Below are 25182 nucleotides of genomic sequence, written 5' to 3'. Positions count from 1 at the left end.
CAACCCTTAGCTGCGACGGCCAGCTGCGGCGGCCTTGACCATCACATCCGCCAACTCTTCAACACCTTCGCCCAGCTCTTGAACGCCCGCAGACAAGGACCGTACTGCACTATCCAGCTGCTGGTCGAGGCTACCCAAGGTCTTGTCCAGACTGTACTTCACTCCATCACCAAAGGCTGTGAAGCTGTTATCCAGCACCGCATTGACGCGTTCCAGGTACATGGCGGCCTCTCCGTTGACCTCATGCATCTGCTGTACCACCTGCTGCAGCTCAGCAATCATCCGTGTACGCGCAGCGGCTTCGTTCTGGCTACCCGCCGCGATACCCTCGATCGAAGACAATACCTTCTGCATCGCCTCACGATGGCCGCGGTATTCAGTGATCTGGCTAGCCAGTTCCCGTGTAGCGGTCGTCAGACCACCTGCGCTCGTATTGATCTGCTGGACGGAAGCGCCACTTGCTTCGGCAAGCTTCGCCGCCGACTGGCCCGCAGCGTCGAAGCGATCCGCGGCGGCACGCATCCGATCAGCGCCATCCTTCATCCCTTCGATCGAGCGGCTGGTTACCTCGCCCAGCTGCTGGAGCGATTGGCGGCTATCAACTTGTTGTTCGCGCAATGCCTCAATCAGGCCTTGCACTTGCGTACCCAGGCCATCCACCACATCTCGGGCGCCATCTTGCATACGCAGCTGCGCCTCGACAGCAGCCGTATCCATCCCTTGGCGACTCGTCTCGAGGGTTTGCATGACGTTAGACAATTGCTCGCCAAGCTTGCCGACCGTTGAGGAAATCTCGGCCATGGTCTCCTGCTGCCCTTTGCCCACCGACTCCTTCATGCTGTCGACAAAGGCCTGCATGTTCTCGGCCATTTTTTGCTGCCGGGCCTCGCTTTCCGCAAACAGGCGCTCGAGCTGCTCGGCCATGCGGGTGCCGGCTTCCTCCCCCTTGTTGCCAATCCCGTCGACAGCTTGCTGAAGGCTGGCCAGCATTTCACTCATCGAGGCCTGCATCGCGGATTGCCCCGCCTGCATCTCTGCCAACGTACGGCCAAGCTGCTCATGTACAGCCTGTGAAGAAGATTCGCTCGTCGAACGCATATCGCTGATCAGCGACTGGAAGGCGCCCTGCATCTGCTGCATCGCCTCCACCGACTGGGTCATCATTTCCTGCATCCCGCCAAGCTGCTGCCCAAAAGTGGCGTCCAACCGCGCCATGAAGGCCGTCATCACGTCTTGCAACAGATTTTGCACCTGACCACTCTGCTCGCCGCTGGCCGACTGGACACTGTCGGCAATCTTGTTGAGCGGGTCACGGAAGCTACTTTCAATCGAGCCACTGATGCTGGCTGCGATGCTGTCACCCGACTCCCGGTAGACACTGCCAAGGGTCTCGGCAAGCTTCAGGTTTTCCCGCACCTGACTATCCACCAGGTTTTGCAGCATTTCGCGCAGGTCAGAAACCAAACCGTCCTTCAACTGCCGCGCCTGGCGCGCACTCTCCTCACTGCTTTTCACCAGCGAGGCCAGGTACTCCTCGCCGACGCCAGACTCGAACAATTTGTCGACTGCATCAGTCAGCGCCTCGAGTTCCGCATAGCAGGCGCGCAAGTACTTCTTCTCCGAGTTGGTGATGTACATCGCAGCCATAATTGCCAACGCTGAAGCTACAAATGCATCCCTCACCCCCCCCAGCAGAAGGGACACGCTTTCCTGGACCTTGGCTGGGTCCGATGCGTCAAAATACGTCAAACCCAAAAGCAACCCTGCGAAGGTACCGATAATACCGATCCCGGTCAGGATCCCCGGCAAGTGTTTGAAATATTCTGTCTTGAGCGGGGTCTCAACAATGTTCTGCGAAGCAAAAAAGTAGGACGCCGGAACCGTCGAGCGCGTACACACTACACGCCGTTCGCCGCCATCATCCTCGTACTGACTGTGCAGCGTCTCCTGGTATTCGTTCCAGGCATGCTGCAGGCGCTCATCGTTACCGGCAAACACCTCGGCCAGAGCAACCTGCCTGCGGGAGGCCGCCACATCCTTGACCCCGGCCACTTTCGACACCAATCCATTGAGATCCTGTTGCATGCGCTTCGCTGGCTTCCTGTACTCAACCCAGAAGCGCCGTACAAAGTAGAGCAGAAAAAGAACGACACAAGCGGGGGGAATCAACTGGAACAGTTCAAGAGTAGGCATTAGTGGAGCTCAGAAAGGATAGTGGTCGTCGGCTAAGACAAACGATAAAAATAATTTCCGCAGATTGTAACGGAGAAGGAGTTTTTAAAACAGCCAGTAGCGTGCTGCAATAGATTAAATCCCTATGAAATCAACGCAGTACGCGCATCCGCAAGGAGATTGCATCGCTCGACCAACAAAAAAGCCACCGAGTACACACCCGGTGGCCACAGACTTAAGTCAGGACGACAGAACCCAACTGCGCTGCAATCTGCTGCCTCGCCTTAGCGTCCAGGCTGGCAAAAATCACAGCACCGCTCTTGTGCTGATAAGCCACCGGACTTGGCAGCCTCATCACGTCGGACAACACCCAGGCATGCCGGTACTGTGGTACTTCAGGCAACCGCTCTGCCGAGATGCCGTGTCTGTTCTGCGTCTCCAACATCTGCGCTCCACTCAACGGACCAATACAGTCCACGATGCGGGCGAGCCCAACGACCATGCCACTACCCGCCTTGATCAGGGCCACCCACCCCCGCTCTCGCGTTTCCCTGGACCGCATTTCCCACACCTTCTCTCCCCGCAATATCTTCTCGATCCACGGATCCCGGATTAATAGCCCCTTATCCGGAACCCGGACGGATTTCTGCCTAGAATTTTGTTCGCAACCTTCGCGGGTTTGCTCGACTGGAGCAGCAATCACAGGAGACTGTTTGGCTGGTTGTGCACGCAGACTCAAACCTACTGCAGAATTCATGGTCGGCTTGATGTCGCTGCGCGAAACAGCACCGAGAGCATACCAACTGAGCAACCCACGCAAAGCTTGCTCGTCAGTAACCTGAACCCGGGTCTGTGCATCTTTCAGAAAGATGCCCTTTGTAGGCGCATGAGTAGAACTTCCTCTATAGGGTGCAACCTGCATCACGCCAGCTGGCAGGCCTGTAGGTAACTGACACGACTCAAGAATGATGGATGTGGTTTGAGCAGAGAAAACTCCATTTTCCATCTCCCCAAGAACAATACCAAACACCTTGCCACCCGCTGTCCGGAAATACTGCGCCTTGGTTCTCCGCTCCTCGTCTAGCGCAGTAAAACCAAGTTCCTTCGCCAGGACATTCCTCAAAAAATCTAGTGCATGCTGAGATTTCATCATTAATCCAAATATTCTATTTAAACCTACAATATTCATTAATCTTCTGAGTGAAAACAAATCAGAAAATAAATCATTCAGATTGCTGCCACAAACAATTCAGAGTAAAAATATTCAATTACTGCTCGCCACCTCCAGGTGCTCCCCGCAATAAACGATGTAGACCGACCCGGCATCGATCTTGAAGTAGACGCGCATGAAGCGGCCGACCGAGATATGTTCCGCGCAGTAAACGGGTTTATCTCCCTTGCGCAGGGCAAACATCCGCTCGGACCGCATCGCCTGGTTGTTGCCCGTCACCTCGCTCTCGTGCGGTTTGTACGAACTCCCGAAAACCCTTTGCAAGGGGGCGTGGCCGGCGCCGATCTCGGGCAACACTTCACGCGAAAGTTTCAGCAATACCGTCAGCAAACGGCGGGCGTTGAAATCGTGGCGGGCAAAATCCTGGGCAGAACGCAGGCCGCTTTCGGTAATCACCAACTCGCTGCCGCATACATCCTGGGCAAGATCGAGCACGCCATCCGCAGTCTGGCAAGGGCGGGCGATCAGCAACGTTTCCGCCAGGGTTTCGGAATCCAGTACCGCCCTCACCGGCGTCGGGGACAGCTTAGCGGCGATCAGCCGCTCTTTCTGCTGTTCGAGCAAGCGCACCTTATTGCGGGACTTTTCGAGTTCAACTTCGAGTGCATCCACCCGATCAAGCGCCCGATCATGCCGGGCCGGGTCGACCCCTTGCTTGAGCACGACCGGTGCCTGTTCCCGCGGCAAACCGGGTTCGACGGCAGCAGGTGCCTCAGCACACCACCCGGGCATCTGCCTCCACAGCGCCTCCGCTTCGCGGATAAGACGCTCGACCTGGGCAGGAATACCCTCGACCTGCTGGATCTTCTCCTTGGAGAGCCGCACGGTGGTGGCCAGGCAAACCAGTTGTGCAGCAACTTCTTCCGTTTGCCAGTGCTCCCGCCACGGCAAGATATCCGCGTCTGGCACACCAAGCTTCGCTGCCGCCCCGCTAAAGGCCCGGAGTTCCTGCTCCAGACGAGCCATGTCAGCCAGTTCCGGGTCGACCAGCAGGCTGGATAGTTGGGAGACCAGTGCGGTACCCATTTCCCGCACGGCGAGCGCTGCATCGCCAATGACTTGCTGGTCTGCATGGAGCTGGCCAAGCGCCCTGCTGCGGTCCGCCAGGTCATCAAACGCTGCATGCCAGTTCACGGCTGCATCGCTGTGCTCAAGGAAGTCCAAGGCTTCGAATCGCTGTCCAGCATGGCACGCATCCAACGCTGCAAAAAAATCCTGCAGGTCTCCATCGCAAATGGAGGACGGCATCGCGAGCGAGGGGGTGACCTGACCAAGCAGACAAACCAGCCGGAAGCGTGCGACCCGCAGCACAAAGTCAGCGAACAACGACCTGCTGTTTGCCAGCAGCCGCGCCTTGATCCGCTCGAGCAAGGGGTGGGCCGATTGCTGGACAAACAGGTTCTCCGCCGCCAGCGTCGCGCTCTGCGTACGCCCTCCATACGGCCGAATACGCTCAGGCACCATGGCCAGCGGCAGGATCTTTTCTTCGCCGGACACCAACAGCCCGAGGTCAGGACAACGGTCGGCCTGCAGCAAATGCAGCGCCACACGACTGGCCAGATGTTCGAGAGCCAGAACCGGATTCACGCCGTACAACTCGAACAGCCGAGCATCCACAGCAGGGATACTGGCCGCCTCGCCAGGCAGTACATTAGGCGGCAGGTACAGCGGGAACACCGGGTCGATCAAGCCGACCAGTTCGGCGCTAGGCCAAGCCTTGCTACGCACAGCCTCAGGCGCCGCCGCTGCGGCAACCTGCGCCTCGCCTGACCCCGACTGCGCTTTGGCGATCAACGCAGGCAAGGTGCGGGCCTTTTCCTGCGGCATTTCGAATGCTTCTTCCACCCGGGCCAGCACTACATCCCGCCCGGCGCCGATGCAAAACATTTCCGCCAGTCCCGCCATTGGCGCGGCAACCACGCTTTCCAGCAGCGACTCAACGCCAGGAAATCCCTGCGACGCGGTCTCGCCTCGCCCACACAGCAGCACCGCCCACGCCAACGCCAGCGCCCGGTCCTGCTCGGCTTCCGACGCCTGGCCCCAGCCATGAAACGTCTTCGCGGCCACCGCTGCCGCGCGCACCCGGTACGGCCACTCGACGGCATCGACCGCCAGGGCTTCGGCGATACCGCGTGAGCGGTAGAGCAACGCCGTGCGGGACGCGAGGTATTCAAGGTCATCCCGGACATCGTCGAACGACAAACACGGCATCGCCTGGTCCACCGAGCCGTCATCGCCAAGATAACCAAGCTGATGCAGGAGGATCATCTTGTGCACCGGGTAGACGCGCGCCAATCGATCCCCCGGTGAATCACCTTCAGGACAACCTTCGGTCATGCACTGGCTGTTGAGCAGCAACGTGCCTTCAATGGCCTGCGCAATCAGCGCATTTCCCCAGCCAATGAACGGCAAGGCCAGAATGTGCAAGGGCGTCCCGCCTTGCCTGTTGCCGTAAGTCGTCCAAGGCCCTGGCTGGCGCTTGGCACTCGCTTCCAGCATGCGGAGCATCTGCTCCGAAAGGGTGCCCGCGATGTTTTCCATCGCGGCATTGATGCCACCGACTTTGGTGTACAGCCGTCGCAAGACATTGCCGCTGTCCTGGCAGTAGATTTTCGGCAAACCGAACATCTGCTGTGTCAGCTTCTCTGCGTGCTCACTGGCTTGTACTGCCTCTGGCTTTACCGCCTTGCTTCGCACCATATCCAACCCGCCCTTTCAAATGCCCGCCATACCGATGGCACCATCCGATTAACCGCCACCTGCCGCCATACCACCCCAGTTACCCGCACAGGGGGCCTATACCGACTCAGCCGTCGGGACCAGCGCCTCGTCCTCACTCACGGCACTGGGTTCGGGCAAAGCAAGTTCGGCCAACCCTACCCGCTGAGCGCCAAACTGGCGCTCGGAGGCAATCCCGAACTCCTTGAGCTGCAGCGATTTGCGCACCACGTTGTTGTTGCCACTGGTCAGGCGATGATTGGCTCTGTCGAAGGCCTGCTGGGCCTGCTGCATGCGTTTGCCCAGCAGGTCCATCTCGCCCACGAAAGCGACGACGCTTTCATACAGTTGGGTGCCGCATTTAACGATCGCCTGCGTCTGCCGGTTACTCGTCTCCTGCCGCCACAAATGGGAAACCGTGCGCACCACCGACATCAGTGTCGACGGGCTGACCAGCAGGACGTTCTTGTCCCAGGCGTCCTTGAACAGATTGCGGTCCCGGGTAGTCGCCAGCATGAAGGCCGGCTCCACTGGCATGAACATCAGCACGAAATCGATGCCTTCGAGTCCGGGCAATTTCTGGTACTCGCGCAGCGACAAACCCTTAAGGTGGTTGCGCACCGACGCCAAGTGCGCCGTCAACGCCTGCTCGCGCTGCAGGTCGTCTTCCGCTTCGACGTAATGGACGTAGTTTTCCAGCGACACCTTGGCGTCGACGATCAGCTTGCGGCCCTCAGGCAGGTTGATCACGACGTCGGGGCGGCCCTGGCTGCCGTCTTCACGCACCACACTCGGTTGCTCAACAAAGTGCTGCCCCGGGATCAGGCCCAGTTGCTCGAGCAAGTCCTTGAGAATGAATTCGCCCCAGTCGCCCTGCGTCTTGTTATCGCCGCGCAGGGCTCGGGTCAGGTTGCGTGCTTCGTCACGCAGGGTCTTGTTGAGGTTGGCCAGCATTTCGACCTGGCTCTTGAGTTCGCTCCGCCCCTTTCCTTCGTCGACGTACACTTGCTCAACGCGGGTCTTGAAGTCGGTCAACTGCTCGCGCAGCGGCGTCAGCAGATTGCCCAGCGACTGCTGGTTCTGCTCCGCGAAGCGCTGGCCTTTGGCTTCAAAGATCTGCTGGGCCAGGTTTTCGAACTGCACACCCATCGCCTTGCGCGCTTCTTCCAGCAGCCGCAGTTGCTGTTCTGCATGTTCGCGATCCGCACTTTGCTGGGTCTGCAAGGCAGTCAACTCGCTGGAGACCGTCCGCAGCTCTGTTTCGGCGCGCTCCCGCGCCACGCGGGTCTGATCCAGTCGCTGAACTAGGTCAGCCACCACGCTCTTCTGGGCCTCAAGGGAACTCTGTGCGGCAGCCCCTTCCTCGCGGGCACCCGCAAGCTCGGTTCGGCTGGCCATCAACTGCTGTTGCACCCCTGCCAGCTGCTCACCCAGCGGCGTCAATGCTTCGACTCGCTCAAGCAGCGTCGCGCGCTCCTGCTGTACGGCCATCAGCGCATTCGACTGCTCCAGCAGCTGCGCCTGTACGCGCTTGAGCTGTTCGGCCGACTCGTCCCGCGCCAGCGTCAGGACTTCGTGAGCCGCCCGCACGGCACTGTGTTCTTCACGCAATGTCGCCAGCTGACCGGCCAAATCCTGTTGCGCCTGCTCTGCAGTGACCATCTTGGCCGATAGCGCCGGCAGGGTTGCCAGCCGCTCCTCCAGCCGGGACGCCTCTGCATGTGCGTTCGACAACAGATCGCGTGTGTTTCCGTGCGCGCTCCGCTCGGTATTCAGCTGTTGCTCCAGCTGTTGAAGCTGTTCGCGCAGCGCGGTGAATTGGGAAAGCCTCTCCTCGATCTGGGCCCGGCTGACCGAGTCGGCCACCCCCTGCTGCCGGGCCACCTCAAGCTGCGCCGCCAACTGATTGCTCTTGGCGAGTTGTTCATTCAGTTGCTGCTCGACCCCGTCCCGGCGCAACACGGCGGCCGCCAGCTCGCCTTCCAGTTCTACCTGCCGGGTAGCCAGCTGGGCCCTGAGCCGGCCATGCAGCAGCCAGGCCACCAGCAGACAGGCCGCCCCCCACATCAACATGACAGAAATCAAAACGGGATTCGACATGAAGCCTCCAAAAATATTCCAATCAGATACATGTTACCCAAACTGGGCAAGTCCAAGCCAGCGCCGATTCCCGGCGAAATCAGGTCAGCCGCTGCCACGCCAACGTGCGCCCATAGCGCCTCCCGGCATAGCCGACACACCGGAACTGCCGCCCCGCACCGTCAGCAAAAGGCTCGGCACTTTGCAGCAGGGCCTGGACGTCCTCCACCTTGAGGTCACGGTAACGCCAGAAGCTGTCGTACTCACCGCGCTCGGCTCTTCCATGCTGTGAGCCGTCGGTCACAAACAAGCCTCCCGCCGGCAAGCAGCGCAGCACTTCACGGACATGTTCGCGGAGGAGCCAAAGATTGCCGCTCCCGCCCTCACCCATGCTGTCACCGCGATAGAAAAAAACGCCCAGTTCGCCGAATACAGCTTTGCGCAGGGCTGAAAACCCGTAGCCGCGCCGACGATGGATCCGCACGACACGACCACTTGGTTCGTGCCTGTAGGTTTCGCTGCGCACACAGGGCGTAATGTGCGGCGCGCGGCGATCCCAGAGCGCGGGGCCTTCGACCTGTACGTCAAGCAGACGGTACAGGGGGGCCCTCGCCAACAGCGGGGCTCCTCGAGCGCCGATTTCGAGGTGAAGTAGGCCTTGTCCACGAACCAGAAATCACTGATCCACGGCGCGAACAGTTGGATCGGCATTTGCCAATCTGCGCCGCTGCACGGGTAGAACAGGGATCGCCCATCGAGCGGGGTCAGCACCGACTCAGGCATAAAGGGTTGCATGACGGCCCTTTCAGCGGATTGCGGTGGCACTTTGCCACAGCGCCCGCGCCATTTTGGCAATCAGCTCGCCATGCACCAGCCGGCGCCTCCAGTGCGCGGGAATCGCCTCGACCCCCCAGTGCGCGCCGGCGAGCTGGCCGCAGATCGCGGCGGTGGTATCGGCGTCCTGCCCGAGGTTGGCGGCCATCAGTACCGCTTCTTCAAAGCTGTCCGCCCGCCAGAAGCACCACAGCGCGGCCTCCAGCGACTCGACGGCGTAGCCGCTGCCGCGGATCTGAAGTTCGTCCTTGCCCTGCCAGTGGCCCTGGGCGAGCTCGGCTACTTTCGCTTCTTGTGCGGTAAAGCCGTGCTCGAACACGATGGCCTGCTTGCTGCCGCCGGCCAGCGCGACCGACAGTTGGGCCGCCAGCAGCTGGGTAGTCTCGATGGCTTCGGGCGATGCGTGGGTGGTGCGCGCGCTGTCGGCGGCGTAGCGCGCAAGCTCAGGATGCCCCTGGTAGAACATCGGCACCGGCGCGACGCGCATCAAGGAACCGTTGCCGGAGAAGTGCGGGTCAGGGTTGCCGCTAAAAGGCTCGCCGGTTTTCTCGTAGCGGGACAGCGCCATTCGTGTGGCGCCGCCGATGTCAAAACATTCGCCGGTGCTGCTCAGATGGCCATGACGCCACCAGCGCAGGTAGCGGTCCATCTGGTCGGCCGCGTCGAAACCGTCCCGCGCGAGCAGGCTCTCGGCCAGGCACAGCGCCATCGAGGTGTCGTCGGTCCAGGCGCCGGGCGGCAGGCCGAATACGCCGCCGCCGACCATGTCGGTCAGCGGTGCAAAGCCGCCGCGCGGCTGGAATTCGACGGTGGTGCCCACCGCATCGCCACAGGCGAGGCCGAGCAGACAGCCGAGGTAGCGTTGTTCTTGCTGCATGGATCACTCCGTTCAGTGTTCGTGGTAGTTGCTGGGCGAATACGGGCAGCCGACGCCGCGGCTGTGCCGCTGGCCGCACCAGCGGCAGCGGTCGCCATGGGCGTGCCGGTGGACACGGTAGGGGCTGTACGGGCACGCCGGCCCGTAGGCACGGCTGCCGCAGAAGTCGCAGCGCGTGGGGTCGTCGCCGTGCTCGTGGTAATGGTTTGGGCTATACGGGCAGGCCGGGCCGTAGGCGGCCGAGCCGCAATGGATGCAGCGTGACATGGTGTCCTCTCAGTCTTGTGCCTGCTGGCGGCTGGCCAGCACGTCTTCCAGCGACTGCCCGGCCAGTGCGACGCGTGCGTAGGCGTCGAACCAGGTAGCGTGTACGTCGCCCGCTATTTGCAGCATGTTGTGCAGTGCGCGCGGGGTGACTTCGCAGCCTTCAAAGTCGACGATCTGCCGGTAGCAGATCTGGCCGCCGTTTCTCAGCAGCAGCGCGCCGGGCACCCGCCACTGGTCGTTGATGTGCATCAGCAGACGGCATAGCTCGTCGCGCCGCGCTTCCGGCACAAACAGTGGCGTGTAGAGGAACAGCGCCAGCCAGCAGCGACGCTCCTCGGCCTCGATGAACAGCTTGTAGTGCGCCTGGCCTTGGATGGTGTACCCGGTGGTGAACACCGTGATACCCGCTTCGGCTTCGCCGCTCAATTCGCAGCGGCCGTCAAAGCGCTCGTCGCAGAAGTCGCGCGCCACCGTGCCCAGCGGCAACGCCGACCAGTCACGCGCCGGAACGCCGGTTTCATCTCCGGTGCGTTGCGGCACACGGCGCAGGCCGAAACACGGGCTATCCGTCGACCCGCCGCGACTCAGCTGCACTTCTTCCTCATCGCATTCGCCGGCCAGGTACACCGTCGCGCCGGCGGGAATGGGCTCTCCTGCGTGCACGGTCACAAGTTGCAGTTCGTCCTCGCTCAGGCGGTCGAGCCAGACGGCGTCGCCTGCGCTCAGCGTCGGTGGCGCGATTACTTGCAGGTGGCCGATGTCTTCGACGTCGGCCAGGGCTTCCAGGGAAACGGGCTGGTAGGTACGGCTCATGGCTTGCTCCTTATCCGCTTAGGCAACGGAACACATCATGACATACGGAAGCGACAGTCCGTGTCGCGTTCAGGGCAGGCCTGCTTCGAGTTGGCTAATCCGCTGCTGGTAGGCCGCCCGCAGACACGCCATCTCTTCGCAGGCGTTACGCGTGCGCAGCCATTGACGCTGTTCCGCGCGCAAAATCTCAGCGTCGGCGTAGGGGCGCAGCGCCTGATACGCAGCGAACATGCGCTGGTCGAGCGTGGCCAGTTCGTTGCTGGCGCAGATCCGGTGCTCGACGGGCTGGCGGGCGGCCCGGCAATCGAAGGAGGGTTTGATGGGCGGGTCGGCCAGCCGCCGCAAGGGACTGGCGGCGCTCTCGAGCGCGTCGGTGCAGACCGCGTCGGTGCAGCCGGCCATCGCGGCGTTCTGGCGAACTTTTGCAGGTGGTGCCGCGTCCCGACCAGTCGTGCAGTCGGGACAGTCGTCCGCCCACGCAGCTGCGGCAGGCGGCTCAAGCGTGTCCGGCTGCTCTGCCTCCGGCGCTGCCGCAGGCGGGGAGACTTCCTGCAGTGCCGTGGCGGTGCTGGCTTGCACTGCGGCGGGTGGCTCTGCCGGCACCTCGGACGAAGAGAGCTGCTGTAGTCCCCAAGCAGTAACCAAAACCGCCACGACCAGCACCAGTAAACCGCTGCGGTCTTTGCGTGGCGGCGGTGCAGCAGGCGGCACCGGCTCTGGGCGGGAGGCGAAACGGTCGGTCTCCTCCCAATATTCATCGGACGAGTCATCCCACTCGGCACTTTCGGCAAAGCGCCCCGACTGGGGGCCGCGACCGGCGCCTCCCCGCTCGCGGGCCGCTTCGTCGCACGCAGCGCGCGCCACTTCGATCGCCATGGCCAACGGAATGCCTTGCCCGTACAGCACGCCGGCGATCATTTCGCAGCTCAGCGCCTGGCTCAGCAACAGCCGGGCCAGCGACCACGCTTCGGTGCGGAGTACCTCTTCGTCGTCTTCCTCATTAAAAAATGGCTCCGGCTCTGGCTCCGGTTCAGGCTGTGCCTTGCGCTGCTGCTTGCCCTGCTGGCGCTGCTTGTCGTCCTGCTGCGGCCCCTGCCGCTGCGCCTTCGCACCCTGCTGCCACTGAGAACCCGACCACGAGGCCGATGCCCCCGTACGGCGGCATTCGGCATCGTACGCAGCGCGGCGGGCTGGATCGCCAAGCAAGGCGTAGGCGGCGCCGATTTCCTTGAAGCGGCGCTCGGCTTCGGCCTGCCGGCCGGGGTTGCGGTCTGGGTGCCAACGCATCGCCGCGCGGCGATAAGCCTGGCGGATCTGTTCGTCCGTCGCGTCGCGCGCCACGCCGAGTGTCTGGTAGGGGTCGGCCTGCATGGTGATCCACCGTTTTAAAAGTGGCCTTCATGGAAGGGACGGGCCGAGCCGGCCGCGTAGAGCGCGTCGGCGGATGACACCCCCTCGGCCAACGCGTCCAGCTCGTCTGCCCAGTGGTGGAACAGCGCGCACAGCGGCCCCAGCATGCTGTCGATCAGCGCCGGATCCAGCGCCAACTGGGCGAGGTGCAGGCGCTGGGTCAGCTGGAAACGTCCCCCCACCAGCAGCAGCGTGCCGGGCACCCGCTGCTCGGCGTTGATCAGCCCGGCCAGCCGGTACGCTGCGTCCAAGTGCTCGTCCGCCACTTCGAAGGGCGTGACCAGGATCACGGCCAACTCGCGGTCGGCCTCGTCGCTTTGCACGTAAGCCTTCAGCACCCATGGATCGCCCTGCACGGTGAAGCACAAGGACGCCATGCCCTCGCTGGCGGACTCGACATAGTCGGGATGCTCGGTGCCCAGCGTTTGCCCGTAGGCATACAGCGCCTGCCCGAGCGGCAGGCGGGCGGTTTCATTTGCTGCAGTGATCGCGTTTGCCATGACGACTCTCCTGCCCCGCTCAGCGCGGGGCGGTCGGTGGACGGGAAACTCAGCGCGCGGGCGCGAAGCCGACGTAAACCGCAAGCCCGGCGGGCGCCGGGCCGCCGAGTTCCAGCTTGAACGCGTCGTCGATGCTGGCAGTCACCCGGTCGGTCAGCGCATTGAACCCTTCGTCGAAGGCTTCGTTGTCCCGTGCGCAACTGAGCATCGGAGCCATGTCACCGTCCACCGCTATCCCCAGCGCCTCGATGACGGGACGGGCTTGCGGGCCGATGTATTCGAACCCCTCGTCGCTCGCGATATACAAAGTGTGCGGGCAAGGCGTCAGTTGCGGCTGCCCGGGCGCGGTCACGTCGAGCACCCGTGCACCACAGCACGGGCAATGCAGCGGGTGGTCGTTGAAGGCGGTGGTGGTCAGGCAGGAAACGTTTTGGGTCGTCATGTGCGGCATCCTTGCGTGGGTTGGATGCACTCATCATGACATGGCAATGCGACAGATTGCGTCGTGATTATTGGCTACGGAAGAGGGCTTCTCGAAACTCCCCGCCTACCATGCTCCGGATAGACACTGGTCGAGTTCCCTAGCGAAACGCCTGAGCGCAGCCGTTCACGTGAAAAGAAGCCTTAGCGTTACTGGATCGGCGTGGCTTGTTCAAAATACACATCACAATCATACGGTGCAACATTTCTATTTAATTCTCAAAACCTTCATCACATAATTAAGATCGTTTAAAACTTCACTATCGCTATAGTAGTGAGCCTTGCCATAGAGTGAATCATTGCGTTCTGTTGTTTTCACAACGATGCCACTCTCTAAATTCAATTCAAAACTTGATTCAAATATTGGCTTATATCGATCGCCGCCGACCCTAGCACCTTGTGAAACATGCAACACACCTGTAAACCATTCAGCAAAAACTCTTTCGCTACATCCATGGAACAGATTTTCCATAGCAAAACTTGCTCCATCTTTCAATACAGCATCAAATCCAATCAAGTAGAGCTTGCCATCATGAATCTCCCAACTTCCACAATAGCCACGCCGAAGCGAGGTGCGCGAAATATAAAAGTCAGGACGAGCACCATTCAAAGAGAAATACATCTCAAGCGGCAACTCCTGCATACGAGCCTTAGAGCCTCTGTATAGCAATAACTCACATGATTGAATTGTCATTCAATTCTCTATGACGTCGAAGAATTCAAATAACCAATAAAACCCAAACTACCGATCATAAATAATAAGCACAGCAGCCAGAATTAATTAGAAATGAAATTTTACTTAGAATAGCGCCAAGAGAATTAAAATTATCTTCTTGGCGCCCAAAATGCGATTAGAGCAGAGGGAACTGGGATGCAATCAATTTACTGCGATGGGCTTCATTCGGCATATACAACTGAATACCTGCATCGTTCTCCACATTCGCCGCGACATATCTAGCAAAAATACCGCCATTATCTGGCATGTGTGACATGATGCTCTTCCCATCAACCCTTGTTTTGTTTACCAACTCATTTTCTTCCTTGGTCAGGATAGCAACGAGCAATCGTTCCTCAAAGAAATCATTCAGCGAATCCTCATCAGCAACATCGATCCTAACCCGCAGCTCTTCAAGAATTGACTTGCATGGGCGAACATGTTCAAAAACAAGTTTCTGCTCCAAGCCGCGCACCGGCCCAGACTCAAGGACTTGGTCCAAAATACGAATAGCGCTCTCCGAGTAGAAATCTGCAACAAACAATTTGTAACTATTCTTTGCAGATAAATTGACATCACTAAAAATGTAAGGCATCGAAAGAATTTCGTGCTTTCTACGACACCTTATAGAGATCATTTCTGGCCGATGAAAATAAAAGTAATCATCCAAACCAAAGCTCGAATCATCTTTATTTTTGTAGGAGAAAAGTGCATCCCTACCATGAGCCCCAAAGAACTGGTGAACTGCCTGCGACACCGCCCGAATGCGATTTTTCGAACGCGGAATCTGAAGTTGCGTGCCTACATCACCAGCCATGTCAACCTGATGCCAATCAGTCATTCAAGACCCTTTCTTAGATTGCCAAATTAAATTAAGCACCGCGTCGGACTCTGCTTATCAAAATTTACCATAATTTTACTTGGGGCGGAAGTGTTGAGCATGACGAACTTCCATACCATTTACCAACGCCCTAGCCAGCATCCCAGCCAGAAAAATCACAAGAACCGCCCCAATCTTCTCTGACGCCTTCCGCTTTTCCAAACGTTCCAACTGCCCAAATACTATCACGACAAAAAACGCTACAAAGAACAACCGAAACACCCCAACAACCAAAGCCATCAAAGCGCTGCCACTGTTATTCCATGCCTGGATAAAATTCAACGCAAAAAACAAGACGCCAAACAAACCGGCTAGCGGCGTTGCCACAAACTCCCATAGAGTTCTCGCCCACCAGTTTTCAAACGGGCCGCTCCCGTACATGATGTAACAAAAAACTGGTAGCAATACCGCAAGCAGTGAAACCATCACTTCCGACAAATCAAAATAAATGATTACACGCCGACTAGCACCAGCAAACAACAAAACAATGGCCACAAACAAACAGATATACAGCGACAACTCAACCCAGTTCATGGCCACCCCCTACAAAAGCAAGCCATCCACATCCATCTCTTCCGTTTTGGCCATCCCAGCCGCAAATATTTTCATCGTCTCCAAGACAGCAAGCGCCGAAACGCCTCCAACATAATTGACGATGGCAGCACCGGTCAGGAACTCATCCTCCTCCACGAAGAACCTGCCGGACACGAACTGCGCATTCATCCGGTTCACCAAATTCAGCTTCTTTAGCCTGTCGGATTTTGTGGTAAGTTGATAGTACGAGCGAAAATCAATCCGCTTATACTCGGTGTCGACTGTTACGAAGATTTTTTGATCAAAGACATACGCAGTAAAATCTCCAACCTCCAGGATATCTGTTTCTATCGATGCCAGCGCGAACAACTGCATAAGTAGGCTGGCGGTCACTTTGTCTTCATCAATGAAATTCTCAAACATATACCCCCCCTCAAACAGTCATCTACATGTACACAACCTAAGCACGGTCTAGTCACACATTTCATCTGAACAGCAATAGAAGGATTGATTGCTCAGATGTTTATTTCTACCACCACTCCACTAGACCCAGACTGTTGTACCGTGATTACCTCCGTATTAGGCCGTCAATTTGACTGACTGCCCATGCGAAAATCATCGCACAATATCGCGACAAATTGCGTCGCAATCACTGGCGTTCAAGTTCCGCCACCTGCTCGAAACACACCAGTTGACCGAAACTATCTTCGCCACGATCAAGGCGCATCTGGCTAGCCAGGGCCTGATGTTGCGCGAAGGCACCATCGTTGACGCCACGATCATCGCGGCGCCGTCCTCGACCAAGAACGCGAAGGGCGAGCGCGACCCCGAGATGCATCAGACCAAGAAGGGCAACCAATGGCACTTCGGCATGAAGGCGCACATCGGCGTGGATGCCGCCTCGGGCTTGGTGCATACGGTCATCGGCACGGCGGCGAACGTCAATGACGTTACCCAGGCACAAGCGCTGCTGCATGGCGACGAGCAGGAGGGCTATGGGGATGCCGGCTATCAAGGTGCTGGCAAACGGCCGGAAGCCCAGGGCAAGGTACGCTGGAATATCGCCATGCGGCCCGGCAAGCGGCGCGCGCTGGACATGAGCAAGGAAATCGACCGGTTGCGCGATCAGCTTGAAACTATCAAGGCCCGCATCCGCGCCAAGGTTGAACATCCCTTCCATATCATCAAGAACCGCTTTGGCTTGAAGAAGGTCCGTTACCGGGGGCTGGCCAAGAACGCCGCGCAGTTGATGACGCTGTTCGCACTGGCAAACCTGTTGATCGCCAAGCGACGTCTACTCGGGCTCAACGCCCAAGGTGCGCCCTGAAATGGCAATGAAACGGGAAATGACCATTCCCCGGTTCGTTGAAGAACGAAAACCAGCAGCTGATACGCCCGACCGTGCGGGCAATCTCGCGTTCACAGTCGGCGTCGCCAGCCATGCCGCGCTGGAGCGTATTTGTTCAGCGTGTCCTTAGGTGCGCGGCAAACCTCGGGCTGAATCCGTGGTTTTCCGCGCAATGGGTCAGGACAGTGAGATGATGCGGTCTTCGCAGCGCACCTCTGCCGGTCTGGCAAATACGTTCTGCACGACGGCATCCCGGCTTAAAACATCCATCTGTTGCGTACCTGAAACGATACGCACGCGCCGGCAGCACGCCAGCAAGGCCAGCAACAAGGTATCCGCTTGCTCGGCACTTTGGAACAGCGAGGCCAGATCCGGGATCGGTTCGCCGTCGTTAGAAAGGAAGAAACCGTCTTCAGTGGTATGGATCCGAATCTTGCTCGCACCGCGCGCGGTAGCGGACAGCGCCAGCTCTGCGAATAGCTGACCCGGGTTGAATGAGAAAAATTCTTGCGCCAAGGGCGCACTCTTCAGGACAGGCATGCTTCTCTCCTTGCATGGGGGGTCGATATGACCCCTTCTCTTGCACCGAGAGATGGCAAACACCTGTTGGGGCGTTGCGGACTCAGGAAAGAAGCACTGAGCGAGTGCAGGGACGACTACACCCAACCAGCCCAGACTATGTTTTTGACATATTCGACTCAAAAGGGTCTAATTGCGACGCTCCACCAGAAACTGAGGATATTTTCATGAAGAAAATTTGCACGGCCGTGCTTTTGATGGCTGCTACAGGCGTGACCTTTGCTGCTGATTTCGCTCCGGTCAAGAAGCAACAAGGCTACGAGGCCTGTGTGTATGCCTCCAAAGGAAAGTACGTTGTCAACGAATACGACGTCGCTGTAAACGCTGGCGGGAAAGTGGTGCATGTCAAACTGAACGGAGAAACCCTCCCGACCGAAGTCAAAGGAGAGCACCAGAGCAAGGATGGCTCCCTAAAGATCAGCTATGTGCCAATTGGCAAACCTGAAAAAAACATGGGTACATTAAGCGGAACGTACAAGGGCGAAAAGATCACCAGCATTCCCGTTACCGTGGCCTGCAGCGAGCATTAAGTCGTTCATGCAGCAGAACAGCCAAAAACGCCCCATGATTATTCGCGCAATCATTACTGCCTCCTTGCTTTTCGCAGGAATAGCACAAGCCGAACCGTCGGGGCTGACCAAAGCCCTCCTGAAGGTACTGCCCGAGGATGCTCTCAGTAAGCAGCCTGTCCCGAACATCCCGGAAGGAGCTGTCCGTACCACGAACCCCTTAATTGTCGAACCACTCGGCCAATTCAAGGACATCGCCCTGATGGTCTACCGACAGAATCCCAACAAACCCGAAGTGGTGAGCGATGATTTCATCCGCGGTGTTGCGTCCAACGAGGATGCAAAGAAATATGCCAGCGGTGAGAAAATCATTGCCTATCTCCCTACGGTCAAGATACTGCCTTGTGCCCAGGGTTGCTCGGGCGAGGACTACGAAGAGGCGGCTAACGCGTTCAAAAACCAGTTCAACACGTTCGCCAATCCGAAACACGAGTCCAACAAGAACTTCAAGCCGCGGGGAGAGTTTGTGGTGCAGGTGAGCACCTACAAGCGACGCTCTTTCCTGGAGCGTCGATTGCCACTGGGCGAGGATGCGTTCGGGGTTTCGTTTGCGCTTGAAGGAAAACTTGTCACCCTCACCATGGGTAGCGGCAACGAGGGTACCGTGGACGAGGTTGCTCAATCGCTGGCGTCTAAACTGATGTTTGACCTCATACAGACCGTTGGTCTAGGCATTCGCCCGTGGTTTGTTCAGCCAGCCAAGGAGGTTCAGAGTGAGACAGCTAAGGTGGTGGTGACCGCCTTGGATGGGGTATCGACTGGGCTATCAAAACTTGGCTACGCCATGGGCGGAGAGTATGTGGCACCCCTTGGCCCGGAACATTCGGCGTTGCTGCCGGCGATGGACGGCATTTTGCCTAACGAAGTGCTTCCGGTCGACAAGAAAACGGATTCGCTGGCTTTCGGCTACTTCTAGAAACTACGATACTGCAAAAAATTTCGGCAGACCCACAAATTGCCAAGTGTTCGTCTACATTGACGTAGTCAATACACTGGTAATGGCTGCCGAGATTTTCAATGCTTCGTAAAATCTCTTCTCTATCTGCTCACGCGCAGATGCGTTTAACTGAACGATTCAGCATTTCTACAGATGAACTGGTCAGACTGCTTAACACCGGTCTTGGCAAAAGAATCGGCCATTCCTTAGAAACTCATCTGATCCATATTTTGCTGTGGTGTCCAATTGAAAAGGCATTCCTTGTCTGCATCCAGGACGTCCTAAACGGAATCGTGTTGACCGTGCTGACCTTGGACATGTACATCCGAGATTACGCCCGGAACGTCACGGAGCGGCGCATCCAGAAGGTGATCAACATGATGGTGCATGCGGGGATGGCGCCTGCGGCCGCATGGCGGCCAGGCGTGATGGACGAGTATGTGACCGTTTTCGCGCTCCGCAAGAGCACCAGCTATTTGCTGAGTCTCGGCCGCTGGAGAGGGGCCGTAACTTCCGTCGATCTTGGCAAACTCGGCGAGCTACCCGAGTTTTGGGAATGGGTGGCCAGAACGACGCTCGCACGAGGCGGCACGCTCGAAGATGTGCTGTCGGTTTCCGCACGCTTTTCTGGCGGCGAGCTGCAGCACGTTCCTTATTGTGACTTCCAGAAACCGGTTTTTTGAAAAACAGCACATCGAAGAATCGCGTACTTACCGCGACGTTGCTGACTAAAATTGAGGTTTCCGTAAGTGCAAACGGGGACGTGATCCAAGCGGATTTCAACGCTGCCCGGAATGTGAAACTCAAACTCCATGATCCGGAGATTACCCGTTTCATGCCGCATCGCGAGGTGCTGCGGATTCTGCAATCACGTTCCTCCGGCGCAACTGAGCGTCAAGAAGCTCCAGTTGGGCGGCGCAAGCTGCGCCAACGGAGTTCGGACAAATCCATTCCTCAACTTTGAGCAAGCTTATGGAACAGTCAACCCCCATGCCCGCCCCTGCCGTTACCAGCAGGCCATCAGCCTGCTGCAATGCCGCTACTGCCTTGTCCAGCATTCGATTTCCCCCTGCCGGATCCGCCGGCACGCTATCCCCTGCAAGGACGGCCTGCCCACGCACAGCCAAGCAGGTGCGGGGCGAGTCGAGCAAGGCGTGTCCTGTACGGGCCACTCCTGCAGCATCGGATAGTCATGCGACAGAACATGTCGCAATATTTAGTTATTTGCAGCTTGCCCCAACGGCACCTTGCGCCACCTAAGACACAGCTTGCCGAAGCCGTTGAGCCAGGTCTCCAGCTCGCCGGTGTCGTTGACGGTCGCCGTCAGCAACCAGCGCATGTTGCGGCCGCTGGTGCCCAACGTCGCCGGAATCAGTTCCTGGTCTTCACTCAGCGGGGTTTCCATCAGCGTCTGCACGGCATGTTCGTGGAACTCGGCTTCCAGCCGCACTTGCCCACCGTGGGCAAAACCCAGCTTGCCCTGCGAGATATACGCATCGAGGTTGAAGCCGTCGGCCTTGCGCGCTGGCGCATCGATCAGCCGGGCGCTTTTGATCCGGTGCAACACGAGCTGGCTGATGTCTTCGTAGTCTCGTAGCATGCACAGCAGGTAGCTGACCTGGCCACGCAGCACCAGTGCCACCGGATGGGCCAAATAGCGCTTCGGTTCCGTGGCATCGCGGCGCATGTACTCGATATCGAGCTGGCAATCGCCAAGCAAGGCCTCGTACACCGCCGACTGCACCTCAGGGCTGACCTGGGGCGCCAGCAACGGCTGCCCCTTGGGCAACACCCGCACCTTGTCGGGCCAATGGGCGAACTTGCCGCCACGCTGCGCGAGAATGCGGTCAGCCTGCGTGAAATAAGGCTGCAGGTGCTCAAGCGTGGCGGTCGGCAGCAGTTGCGCAAGCTGGCCTTGCACCAGCTTCAGCGTCATCGCCTCGTGCGCGTCCATCCCCATCAGGCCGACCTCGCCGCCGTCGGCCATCCAGGACCAACCCTGCCGCTTGGCCCCGTCGCTGATCAGCGGCAGTACGCTGGACAGTGAATTGAGATCTCGCTGGATCGACCGCACGGTCACTTCGTAGCCCTGCTGTGCCAGTCGGCTCTGCAGGGTCTGGCAATCGATCGAACGCGGGGAACGGGGAATTTCGCGCAGCATGCACAGGTGGCGCAGCAGGGTCTGGCTCATTGGCTCTCCAAAAACGTGGACGATGTACAGGGGATAGGGCGGGCTGTGTCGTGCAGCCACGCCCAGATACTGAAACATGAATGCGACATGGATTGTCGCATGCGCAAGGCATGATTTGCCAATGCACAGCGAACCCGCATACCCCAACGACACGCAGGACGGCGCCCTTCAGTACACCCTCCTGCAGGAAATCGATCGGCTGCGACATGTATTCACCAGCACGCCGCTCGAACGGATCCCGCTGCTGGAACTGCGCAACGCCCTGTCGGCGCACGCGCGACTGGAGCAAATCGCCGGCGGACCTTGTCCGGCCCAGATTCCGCTGATGGTGGTGCGCGCCCGGATGGAGGTGCGGCGCAGGCTCTCTCCCACCAACGACGAGCGCGCGGTTCTTCAGAGGACGGTTGGCTAGGCGTTAAACAGGCGAGCAAGCCGCCGCACGCCGGTAGTTTGCTTAATCCACGACAAAGCGAGCGAACACACCCAGCTCTATCATCCGGAAATTCACATTTAAGGAAATTGCTATGGCCATGATCACCGCCACCCTCGCCGATTTTCAAGACGTGCAGCAATGGGCGTGCGAAGACGCCTGGAAACAGCCGGTCGTCGGCGAGATGTGGCCGGGCGCGGTTGGCTACGCGCACGCCCGCGGGCTGAAGCACGGCACAGCCCCCTACATGATGTACCTGATGGCGTTCACCGGTGCGCAGGCGTTCGAGGTGAAACTCGACGAAAACCACCTGGTGGTGGAAGTCACGCCCACAAAGGTCGAGGGACTTGCAGGTTAACGCATCGAGTTCATCCCCCTTAACACGCCATTCCACGAAGAGGGGTGTATGAAATATTTATGACATTTAATACTAACCAGCCTTCTTGATCTGCGGCACAATGTCCAGCCTTGAAAAAAAACCAGACAGATTTTTCTCCGAGAACATTTTGCCTTTGGGCATGGTCTGATGATTGCAGCCGGCAAAGCAGACCGTCCGGCCATCACCATACGAAATCACATAATTTGGCGTGAATCCATTACCGCTCGTGCCGAATCTGACCTTGGCCTCTGGGTCTCGCTTCATATTGGCCACCACCTTCAGTAGAAACCCGCCATCCAGATCTTCCATATCAAATGCGCCGCAATCCGCCACTTTTCTTGTCGATCGACGCTCTGGTTTGATCTGACTGGCCGTATTTCTGATCAATTGATGGAAACAACGCATCGTAAACGGGTCTATTTCATCAGCATGCTCTGAAGTCACGGATTCCAAACACCCGATCACGGCAGACCATGTCAGAACTGGTTGATCACGATTCTGCTTCAAGACCAGCATGGTATTGAAAAACCTAGTCTCCTGATAGCAAGGCGCCAGATCTTTGACCAATTCGGAAATTTTTCCCTGAACAGCAGTCTGAGAGATCCCGCCCTCGTACATTGATTCACCAGATTCAATCTTTGCTTCCACCAAAACAGCCTCGCCACCTGACACGAACAACATGTCAGGCTTTGCGTTGAACGAATACTTGATCATTCTGAAACTATTAAGCTTCTCATCACTGGCATATTCAGGGAATGCCTTGCTGATCTCCTCGATCCCCCATTTCCCAGGATTGGGAAGCGCCCCAGTTTTCGTCCGGAAGACCGGGCTCTGCAGCATGCTCTCCGGCAAGTTTTCTTTCGCAAAGATTTTACGCAACACCTCCAGCTTACGGTCATCCCCCCCATTTCTGGACGGGCCACCCAGACGGTTCCAGTAATCCCGCATAGCTGCGACCTCGACATAGACTTCCAGCCCTTCGGGGTCGAGGTGACTGCCGGTGACACCGTTGATTGCCTCGCAGATGGCCGCCCTCACCCGGCTTGAGGACAGAACGGCATGCGCGAGCAAGGCACAGTAAAACCGCTCCTCCCGGTTCACTTCCCACAACTTCAATGGATCAAACACTCAGGCTCTCCTGAAAAATTGGCAATCCAAAAGACATAACTGTATCGCCACCTCACGCCGCCACCGTCCACCATTCGCCATCCTGACGCGGCACGACATTGGCGAACTGTTTTGGGTACTCGTCCGGCGCGAAGCTGTGGATGGGCACCAGTTGCCGGGGGTTCAGCGCGGCGGCGAAACGCCGAAGGTCGGCCGTGCTGGCGTGCCCCGAGGTATGGAGGTGGCGGATACCGATGCCGCGCGCCGCCAGCCAGTCCTGCATGGCGCGGTAACCGTCCTGCTGCAGGTAGCCCGCCCACTGCGAGAACACGAAGCTGGCGTCTTGCAGGCAGTCCGCCGCGTCCAGGTCTTGCATGTGCATGGGACGGAACAGCAGCACGGCGTTCGCCGCGATGGCCTTAAGTTGCTCCGGATAGATGCGACGCGCCGAATGCTTCTGCAGCAGCTCGAACGCCTGCAGCCTGACGATCTGCTTGCGCTGGCGCTCGGGGGTGTACAGCGCCACCTGCGGCCAGAACGACTGCGGGATGTTGGCGTTGCCGGTCGCCGCCAGCACCGCCGCGGTATAGAGGTCGATGACCAGGGTGCGGCCACTCCGTTTGCAGGCACGGTACAGGCTGACGATGCGGTCGATGTTCTGCGCGGAGGCATGCACCATCACCAAGCCCGGCGCCTCGCGGCACAGGCTGGCCAGTTCGTTTTCGAGGTCGGTCTCGGTCGGGAAGCCCTCCTGCCCCTCCGGGCGGGACAGCGAAGAGCCTTCCATCAGCAGCACGTCGATGTCCTGCGGCGGCTGGCTGAGCATGGCCTCGAACAGGCCACTCTTGCGGCCGTGCGCACGGAAGTCGCCACTGTAGAACAGCCGCTTGCCGCCTGCCTCGACCAGAAAGGCGTACGCGTCGTAGGCCGAATGGTCGACCAGATAAGGCGTCACCCGGAACGGGCCGATCTGCAGCGCCTGCCGGTGCGCCAGCGTCGGGCCGGCCAGCGGCGGCAAAGGCTGGCCGGTAAACGGCGCGGCGGCCTCGATGATGCGCCGTGCGGCCGCCCCCATCGCCACCGGCGTGTCCGCCGGCAGATGGTGCAGCAGGCCGTAGTGGTCGAGGTGCGGGTGGGAAACCAGCACGGCGGCGAGCGGCCCCTCCACCAGCGCCGGCAGCAGCGCGCCATCGGCCGCGTCACCGTCCAGCGGCAGGCCGAAGTCGAGTACGATCCGGCAATCCTGATATTGCAGCTCGACGCAGGTGCCGCCAATCTGCTGGCACCCCCGGTGGATACGCACCTTCATGCGGCATTCTCCTTGTCCGTGCTGTCCGCCCAACGGGCCAGGATCAGCGAAAAATTGTCCGGTGCGCCCGCGGCCAGCACCGCCTCGCGCCACAAGCTAACTTGCTGCGACAGCGACAGCGCCGGATCGAACAAGGCCTTGAGCCGCGCCTCGCCCAGCGTGTCGTGTACGCCGTCCGAGCACAGCAACAGGCAATCGCCCGGCACGGGAGAGGCTTTGGCCTGGTGGATGGCGAAGCGGTCCTCGTCGTGGTCGGCGACCAGGCAATCGGACAACGCGTGGTACAGGCTGGCGTACTCGGTGCCCGGGTCGGCCTGCCCAGCTGCGATCAGCTCGTTGAGCACGGTGTGGTCATGGCTTAGCCGCGTCCAGCCACCGGCGCCGGCAATCAGGTAGGCACGGCTGTCGCCGCAGTTGAGCACCGTCACGCCATCGGCCGTCCACTGCGCCGCCACCACGGTGGTAGAACTGCCGAACGTCGCGCCACGGGCGTAGCGGTCGCACAGCGTGCCGTGCACCGTACGCAGGGTGCGTGCGGACAAGCCCTGCTCCGGTACGCGCTTGGCCAGCGCTTCGACCACCAAGAGGCTGGCTCGCTCTGCCGACGGGCTGGACGCAACGCCGTCGGCTACCGCCAGCCAGACTGGCAAACCCAGCGCGTGCACGGCCGGCTCCGCGTCGACCTGCTGCAGGCAGGCCGCACCGTTCCACAAGGCGTCCTGCTGCCTGGGGTTGCGCTTGCCGCGGTGCTGTGTGTAGGCAACTTCCAGCATCGAATCTCCTGTTTTATGCATGATGCATTTGCATTATGCGCTAGGCAAGC

Annotated in this window: 26 protein-coding genes and 1 pseudogene; 7 read left to right on the top strand and 20 right to left on the bottom strand. The window is 59.1% G+C overall.

Annotated elements, in window-relative coordinates; translation table 11 throughout:
- Positions 1 to 6: 6 nt before the first annotated feature.
- From zorA1 to E5K04_RS12450, 15 genes are all read right to left on the bottom strand, one after another.
- Positions 7 to 2193, bottom strand: a complete 2187-nt coding sequence (zorA1, locus tag E5K04_RS12520) for a type I Zorya anti-phage system protein ZorA1 (protein WP_328591041.1) — start codon at positions 2191 to 2193, stop codon at positions 7 to 9.
- A gap of 214 nt (positions 2194 to 2407) precedes the next feature.
- Positions 2408 to 3361 carry an ASCH domain-containing protein gene (locus E5K04_RS12515; RefSeq protein ID WP_136554603.1) on the bottom strand — a complete coding sequence of 318 codons (954 nt, stop codon included), beginning with the start codon at positions 3359 to 3361 and terminating at the stop codon, positions 2408 to 2410.
- Positions 3362 to 3436: 75 nt separating this feature from the next.
- The gene (locus E5K04_RS12510) at positions 3437 to 6103 is read right to left on the bottom strand and encodes a hypothetical protein (protein ID WP_136554601.1); all 2667 of its coding nucleotides are present in this window, start codon (positions 6101 to 6103) and stop codon (positions 3437 to 3439) included.
- Between the two features lie 96 nt (positions 6104 to 6199).
- Positions 6200 to 8221: a DNA recombination protein RmuC gene (rmuC, locus tag E5K04_RS12505; RefSeq protein ID WP_136554599.1), complete on the bottom strand. Its 2022-nt coding sequence runs from the start codon at positions 8219 to 8221 to the stop codon at positions 6200 to 6202.
- A 79-nt stretch (positions 8222 to 8300) separates the two neighbouring features.
- Entirely contained in the window at positions 8301 to 8816 is a 516-nt protein-coding gene (locus E5K04_RS12500) for a hypothetical protein (protein ID WP_136554597.1), read from the bottom strand.
- A gap of 189 nt (positions 8817 to 9005) precedes the next feature.
- Complete coding sequence (locus tag E5K04_RS12495) at positions 9006 to 9911, bottom strand: ADP-ribosylglycohydrolase family protein (RefSeq protein WP_136554595.1); 906 nt, start codon at positions 9909 to 9911, stop codon at positions 9006 to 9008.
- Positions 9912 to 9923: 12 nt separating this feature from the next.
- A complete protein-coding gene (locus tag E5K04_RS12490; RefSeq protein WP_136554593.1) occupies positions 9924 to 10178 on the bottom strand; it encodes a hypothetical protein in 255 nt (84 codons plus the stop codon).
- Between the two features lie 9 nt (positions 10179 to 10187).
- Positions 10188 to 10991, bottom strand: a complete 804-nt coding sequence (locus tag E5K04_RS12485) for a YbjN domain-containing protein (RefSeq protein ID WP_136554591.1) — start codon at positions 10989 to 10991, stop codon at positions 10188 to 10190.
- Between the two features lie 69 nt (positions 10992 to 11060).
- A complete protein-coding gene (locus E5K04_RS12480) occupies positions 11061 to 12362 on the bottom strand; it encodes a DnaJ domain-containing protein (protein ID WP_136554589.1) in 1302 nt (433 codons plus the stop codon).
- Between the two features lie 14 nt (positions 12363 to 12376).
- Positions 12377 to 12901 (bottom strand): hypothetical protein, encoded by a 525-nt coding sequence (locus E5K04_RS12475; protein ID WP_136554587.1) that lies wholly within the window; start codon positions 12899 to 12901, stop codon positions 12377 to 12379.
- A 49-nt stretch (positions 12902 to 12950) separates the two neighbouring features.
- Positions 12951 to 13343, bottom strand: coding sequence for a hypothetical protein (locus tag E5K04_RS12470; RefSeq protein WP_136554585.1), 393 nt, complete (start codon positions 13341 to 13343; stop codon positions 12951 to 12953).
- A gap of 246 nt (positions 13344 to 13589) precedes the next feature.
- Positions 13590 to 14075: a hypothetical protein gene (locus tag E5K04_RS12465; protein ID WP_136554583.1), complete on the bottom strand. Its 486-nt coding sequence runs from the start codon at positions 14073 to 14075 to the stop codon at positions 13590 to 13592.
- A 157-nt stretch (positions 14076 to 14232) separates the two neighbouring features.
- The gene (locus E5K04_RS12460) at positions 14233 to 14937 is read right to left on the bottom strand and encodes a hypothetical protein (RefSeq protein WP_136554581.1); all 705 of its coding nucleotides are present in this window, start codon (positions 14935 to 14937) and stop codon (positions 14233 to 14235) included.
- A gap of 75 nt (positions 14938 to 15012) precedes the next feature.
- Positions 15013 to 15510, bottom strand: coding sequence for a hypothetical protein (locus tag E5K04_RS12455; protein ID WP_136554579.1), 498 nt, complete (start codon positions 15508 to 15510; stop codon positions 15013 to 15015).
- A 9-nt stretch (positions 15511 to 15519) separates the two neighbouring features.
- Positions 15520 to 15933, bottom strand: coding sequence for a YbjN domain-containing protein (locus E5K04_RS12450; protein WP_136554577.1), 414 nt, complete (start codon positions 15931 to 15933; stop codon positions 15520 to 15522).
- Between the two features lie 211 nt (positions 15934 to 16144).
- Here E5K04_RS12450 and E5K04_RS12445 point away from each other — a divergent pair.
- Positions 16145 to 16837: pseudogene (locus E5K04_RS12445) on the top strand (IS5 family transposase); the annotation flags it as partial.
- Positions 16838 to 17035: 198 nt separating this feature from the next.
- Here the strand turns inward: E5K04_RS12445 and E5K04_RS12440 are convergent.
- Positions 17036 to 17398 carry a hypothetical protein gene (locus tag E5K04_RS12440; protein ID WP_136554575.1) on the bottom strand — a complete coding sequence of 121 codons (363 nt, stop codon included), beginning with the start codon at positions 17396 to 17398 and terminating at the stop codon, positions 17036 to 17038.
- A gap of 206 nt (positions 17399 to 17604) precedes the next feature.
- Here E5K04_RS12440 and E5K04_RS12435 point away from each other — a divergent pair, with 206 nt between their 5' ends.
- The 4 genes from E5K04_RS12435 to E5K04_RS12420 all read left to right on the top strand — a co-directional run bounded on the left by E5K04_RS12435 (position 17605) and on the right by E5K04_RS12420 (position 19907).
- Entirely contained in the window at positions 17605 to 17967 is a 363-nt protein-coding gene (locus tag E5K04_RS12435) for a hypothetical protein (protein WP_136554573.1), read from the top strand.
- Between the two features lie 7 nt (positions 17968 to 17974).
- On the top strand, positions 17975 to 18922 hold the full coding sequence (locus tag E5K04_RS12430) for a hypothetical protein (RefSeq protein ID WP_136554571.1): 948 nt from the start codon (positions 17975 to 17977) through the stop codon (positions 18920 to 18922).
- Between the two features lie 101 nt (positions 18923 to 19023).
- Positions 19024 to 19626 (top strand): hypothetical protein, encoded by a 603-nt coding sequence (locus E5K04_RS12425; RefSeq protein ID WP_136554569.1) that lies wholly within the window; start codon positions 19024 to 19026, stop codon positions 19624 to 19626.
- The gene (locus E5K04_RS12420; protein WP_205700364.1) at positions 19623 to 19907 is read left to right on the top strand and encodes a hypothetical protein; all 285 of its coding nucleotides are present in this window, start codon (positions 19623 to 19625) and stop codon (positions 19905 to 19907) included. The genes E5K04_RS12425 and E5K04_RS12420 overlap by 4 nt, the downstream gene beginning before the upstream one ends.
- A 252-nt stretch (positions 19908 to 20159) precedes the next feature.
- On the opposite strand, the gene E5K04_RS12415 is transcribed toward E5K04_RS12420, so the two are convergent.
- On the bottom strand, positions 20160 to 21134 hold the full coding sequence (locus tag E5K04_RS12415; RefSeq protein WP_168929221.1) for a helix-turn-helix transcriptional regulator: 975 nt from the start codon (positions 21132 to 21134) through the stop codon (positions 20160 to 20162).
- Between the two features lie 121 nt (positions 21135 to 21255).
- On the opposite strand from E5K04_RS12415, the gene E5K04_RS12410 reads away from it, so the two are divergent.
- Both E5K04_RS12410 and E5K04_RS12405 read left to right on the top strand, forming a co-directional pair.
- On the top strand, positions 21256 to 21546 hold the full coding sequence (locus E5K04_RS12410; RefSeq protein WP_136554564.1) for a hypothetical protein: 291 nt from the start codon (positions 21256 to 21258) through the stop codon (positions 21544 to 21546).
- 112 nt (positions 21547 to 21658) lie between these two features.
- Positions 21659 to 21922, top strand: a complete 264-nt coding sequence (locus E5K04_RS12405; RefSeq protein WP_136554562.1) for a hypothetical protein — start codon at positions 21659 to 21661, stop codon at positions 21920 to 21922.
- A gap of 72 nt (positions 21923 to 21994) precedes the next feature.
- On the opposite strand, the gene E5K04_RS12400 is transcribed toward E5K04_RS12405, so the two are convergent.
- Genes E5K04_RS12400 through E5K04_RS12390 form a run of 3 tightly spaced genes read right to left on the bottom strand, consistent with a single transcriptional unit; the run spans position 21995 to position 25132 of the window.
- Positions 21995 to 23071 carry a hypothetical protein gene (locus tag E5K04_RS12400; RefSeq protein ID WP_136554560.1) on the bottom strand — a complete coding sequence of 359 codons (1077 nt, stop codon included), beginning with the start codon at positions 23069 to 23071 and terminating at the stop codon, positions 21995 to 21997.
- 52 nt (positions 23072 to 23123) lie between these two features.
- A complete protein-coding gene (locus E5K04_RS12395; protein WP_136554558.1) occupies positions 23124 to 24359 on the bottom strand; it encodes an MBL fold metallo-hydrolase in 1236 nt (411 codons plus the stop codon).
- Positions 24356 to 25132 carry a PP2C family protein-serine/threonine phosphatase gene (locus E5K04_RS12390; protein WP_168929220.1) on the bottom strand — a complete coding sequence of 259 codons (777 nt, stop codon included), beginning with the start codon at positions 25130 to 25132 and terminating at the stop codon, positions 24356 to 24358. The genes E5K04_RS12395 and E5K04_RS12390 overlap by 4 nt, the downstream gene beginning before the upstream one ends.
- Positions 25133 to 25182 lie beyond the last annotated feature (50 nt).

Origin of the sequence: Crenobacter intestini, assembly GCF_004919095.1 — a bacterium.
Lineage (GTDB): Bacteria > Pseudomonadota > Gammaproteobacteria > Burkholderiales > Chromobacteriaceae > Craterilacuibacter > Craterilacuibacter intestini.
The sequence above is the reverse complement of the archived record's forward strand: the minus strand, read 5'-3'. Positions and strand labels throughout refer to the sequence as shown.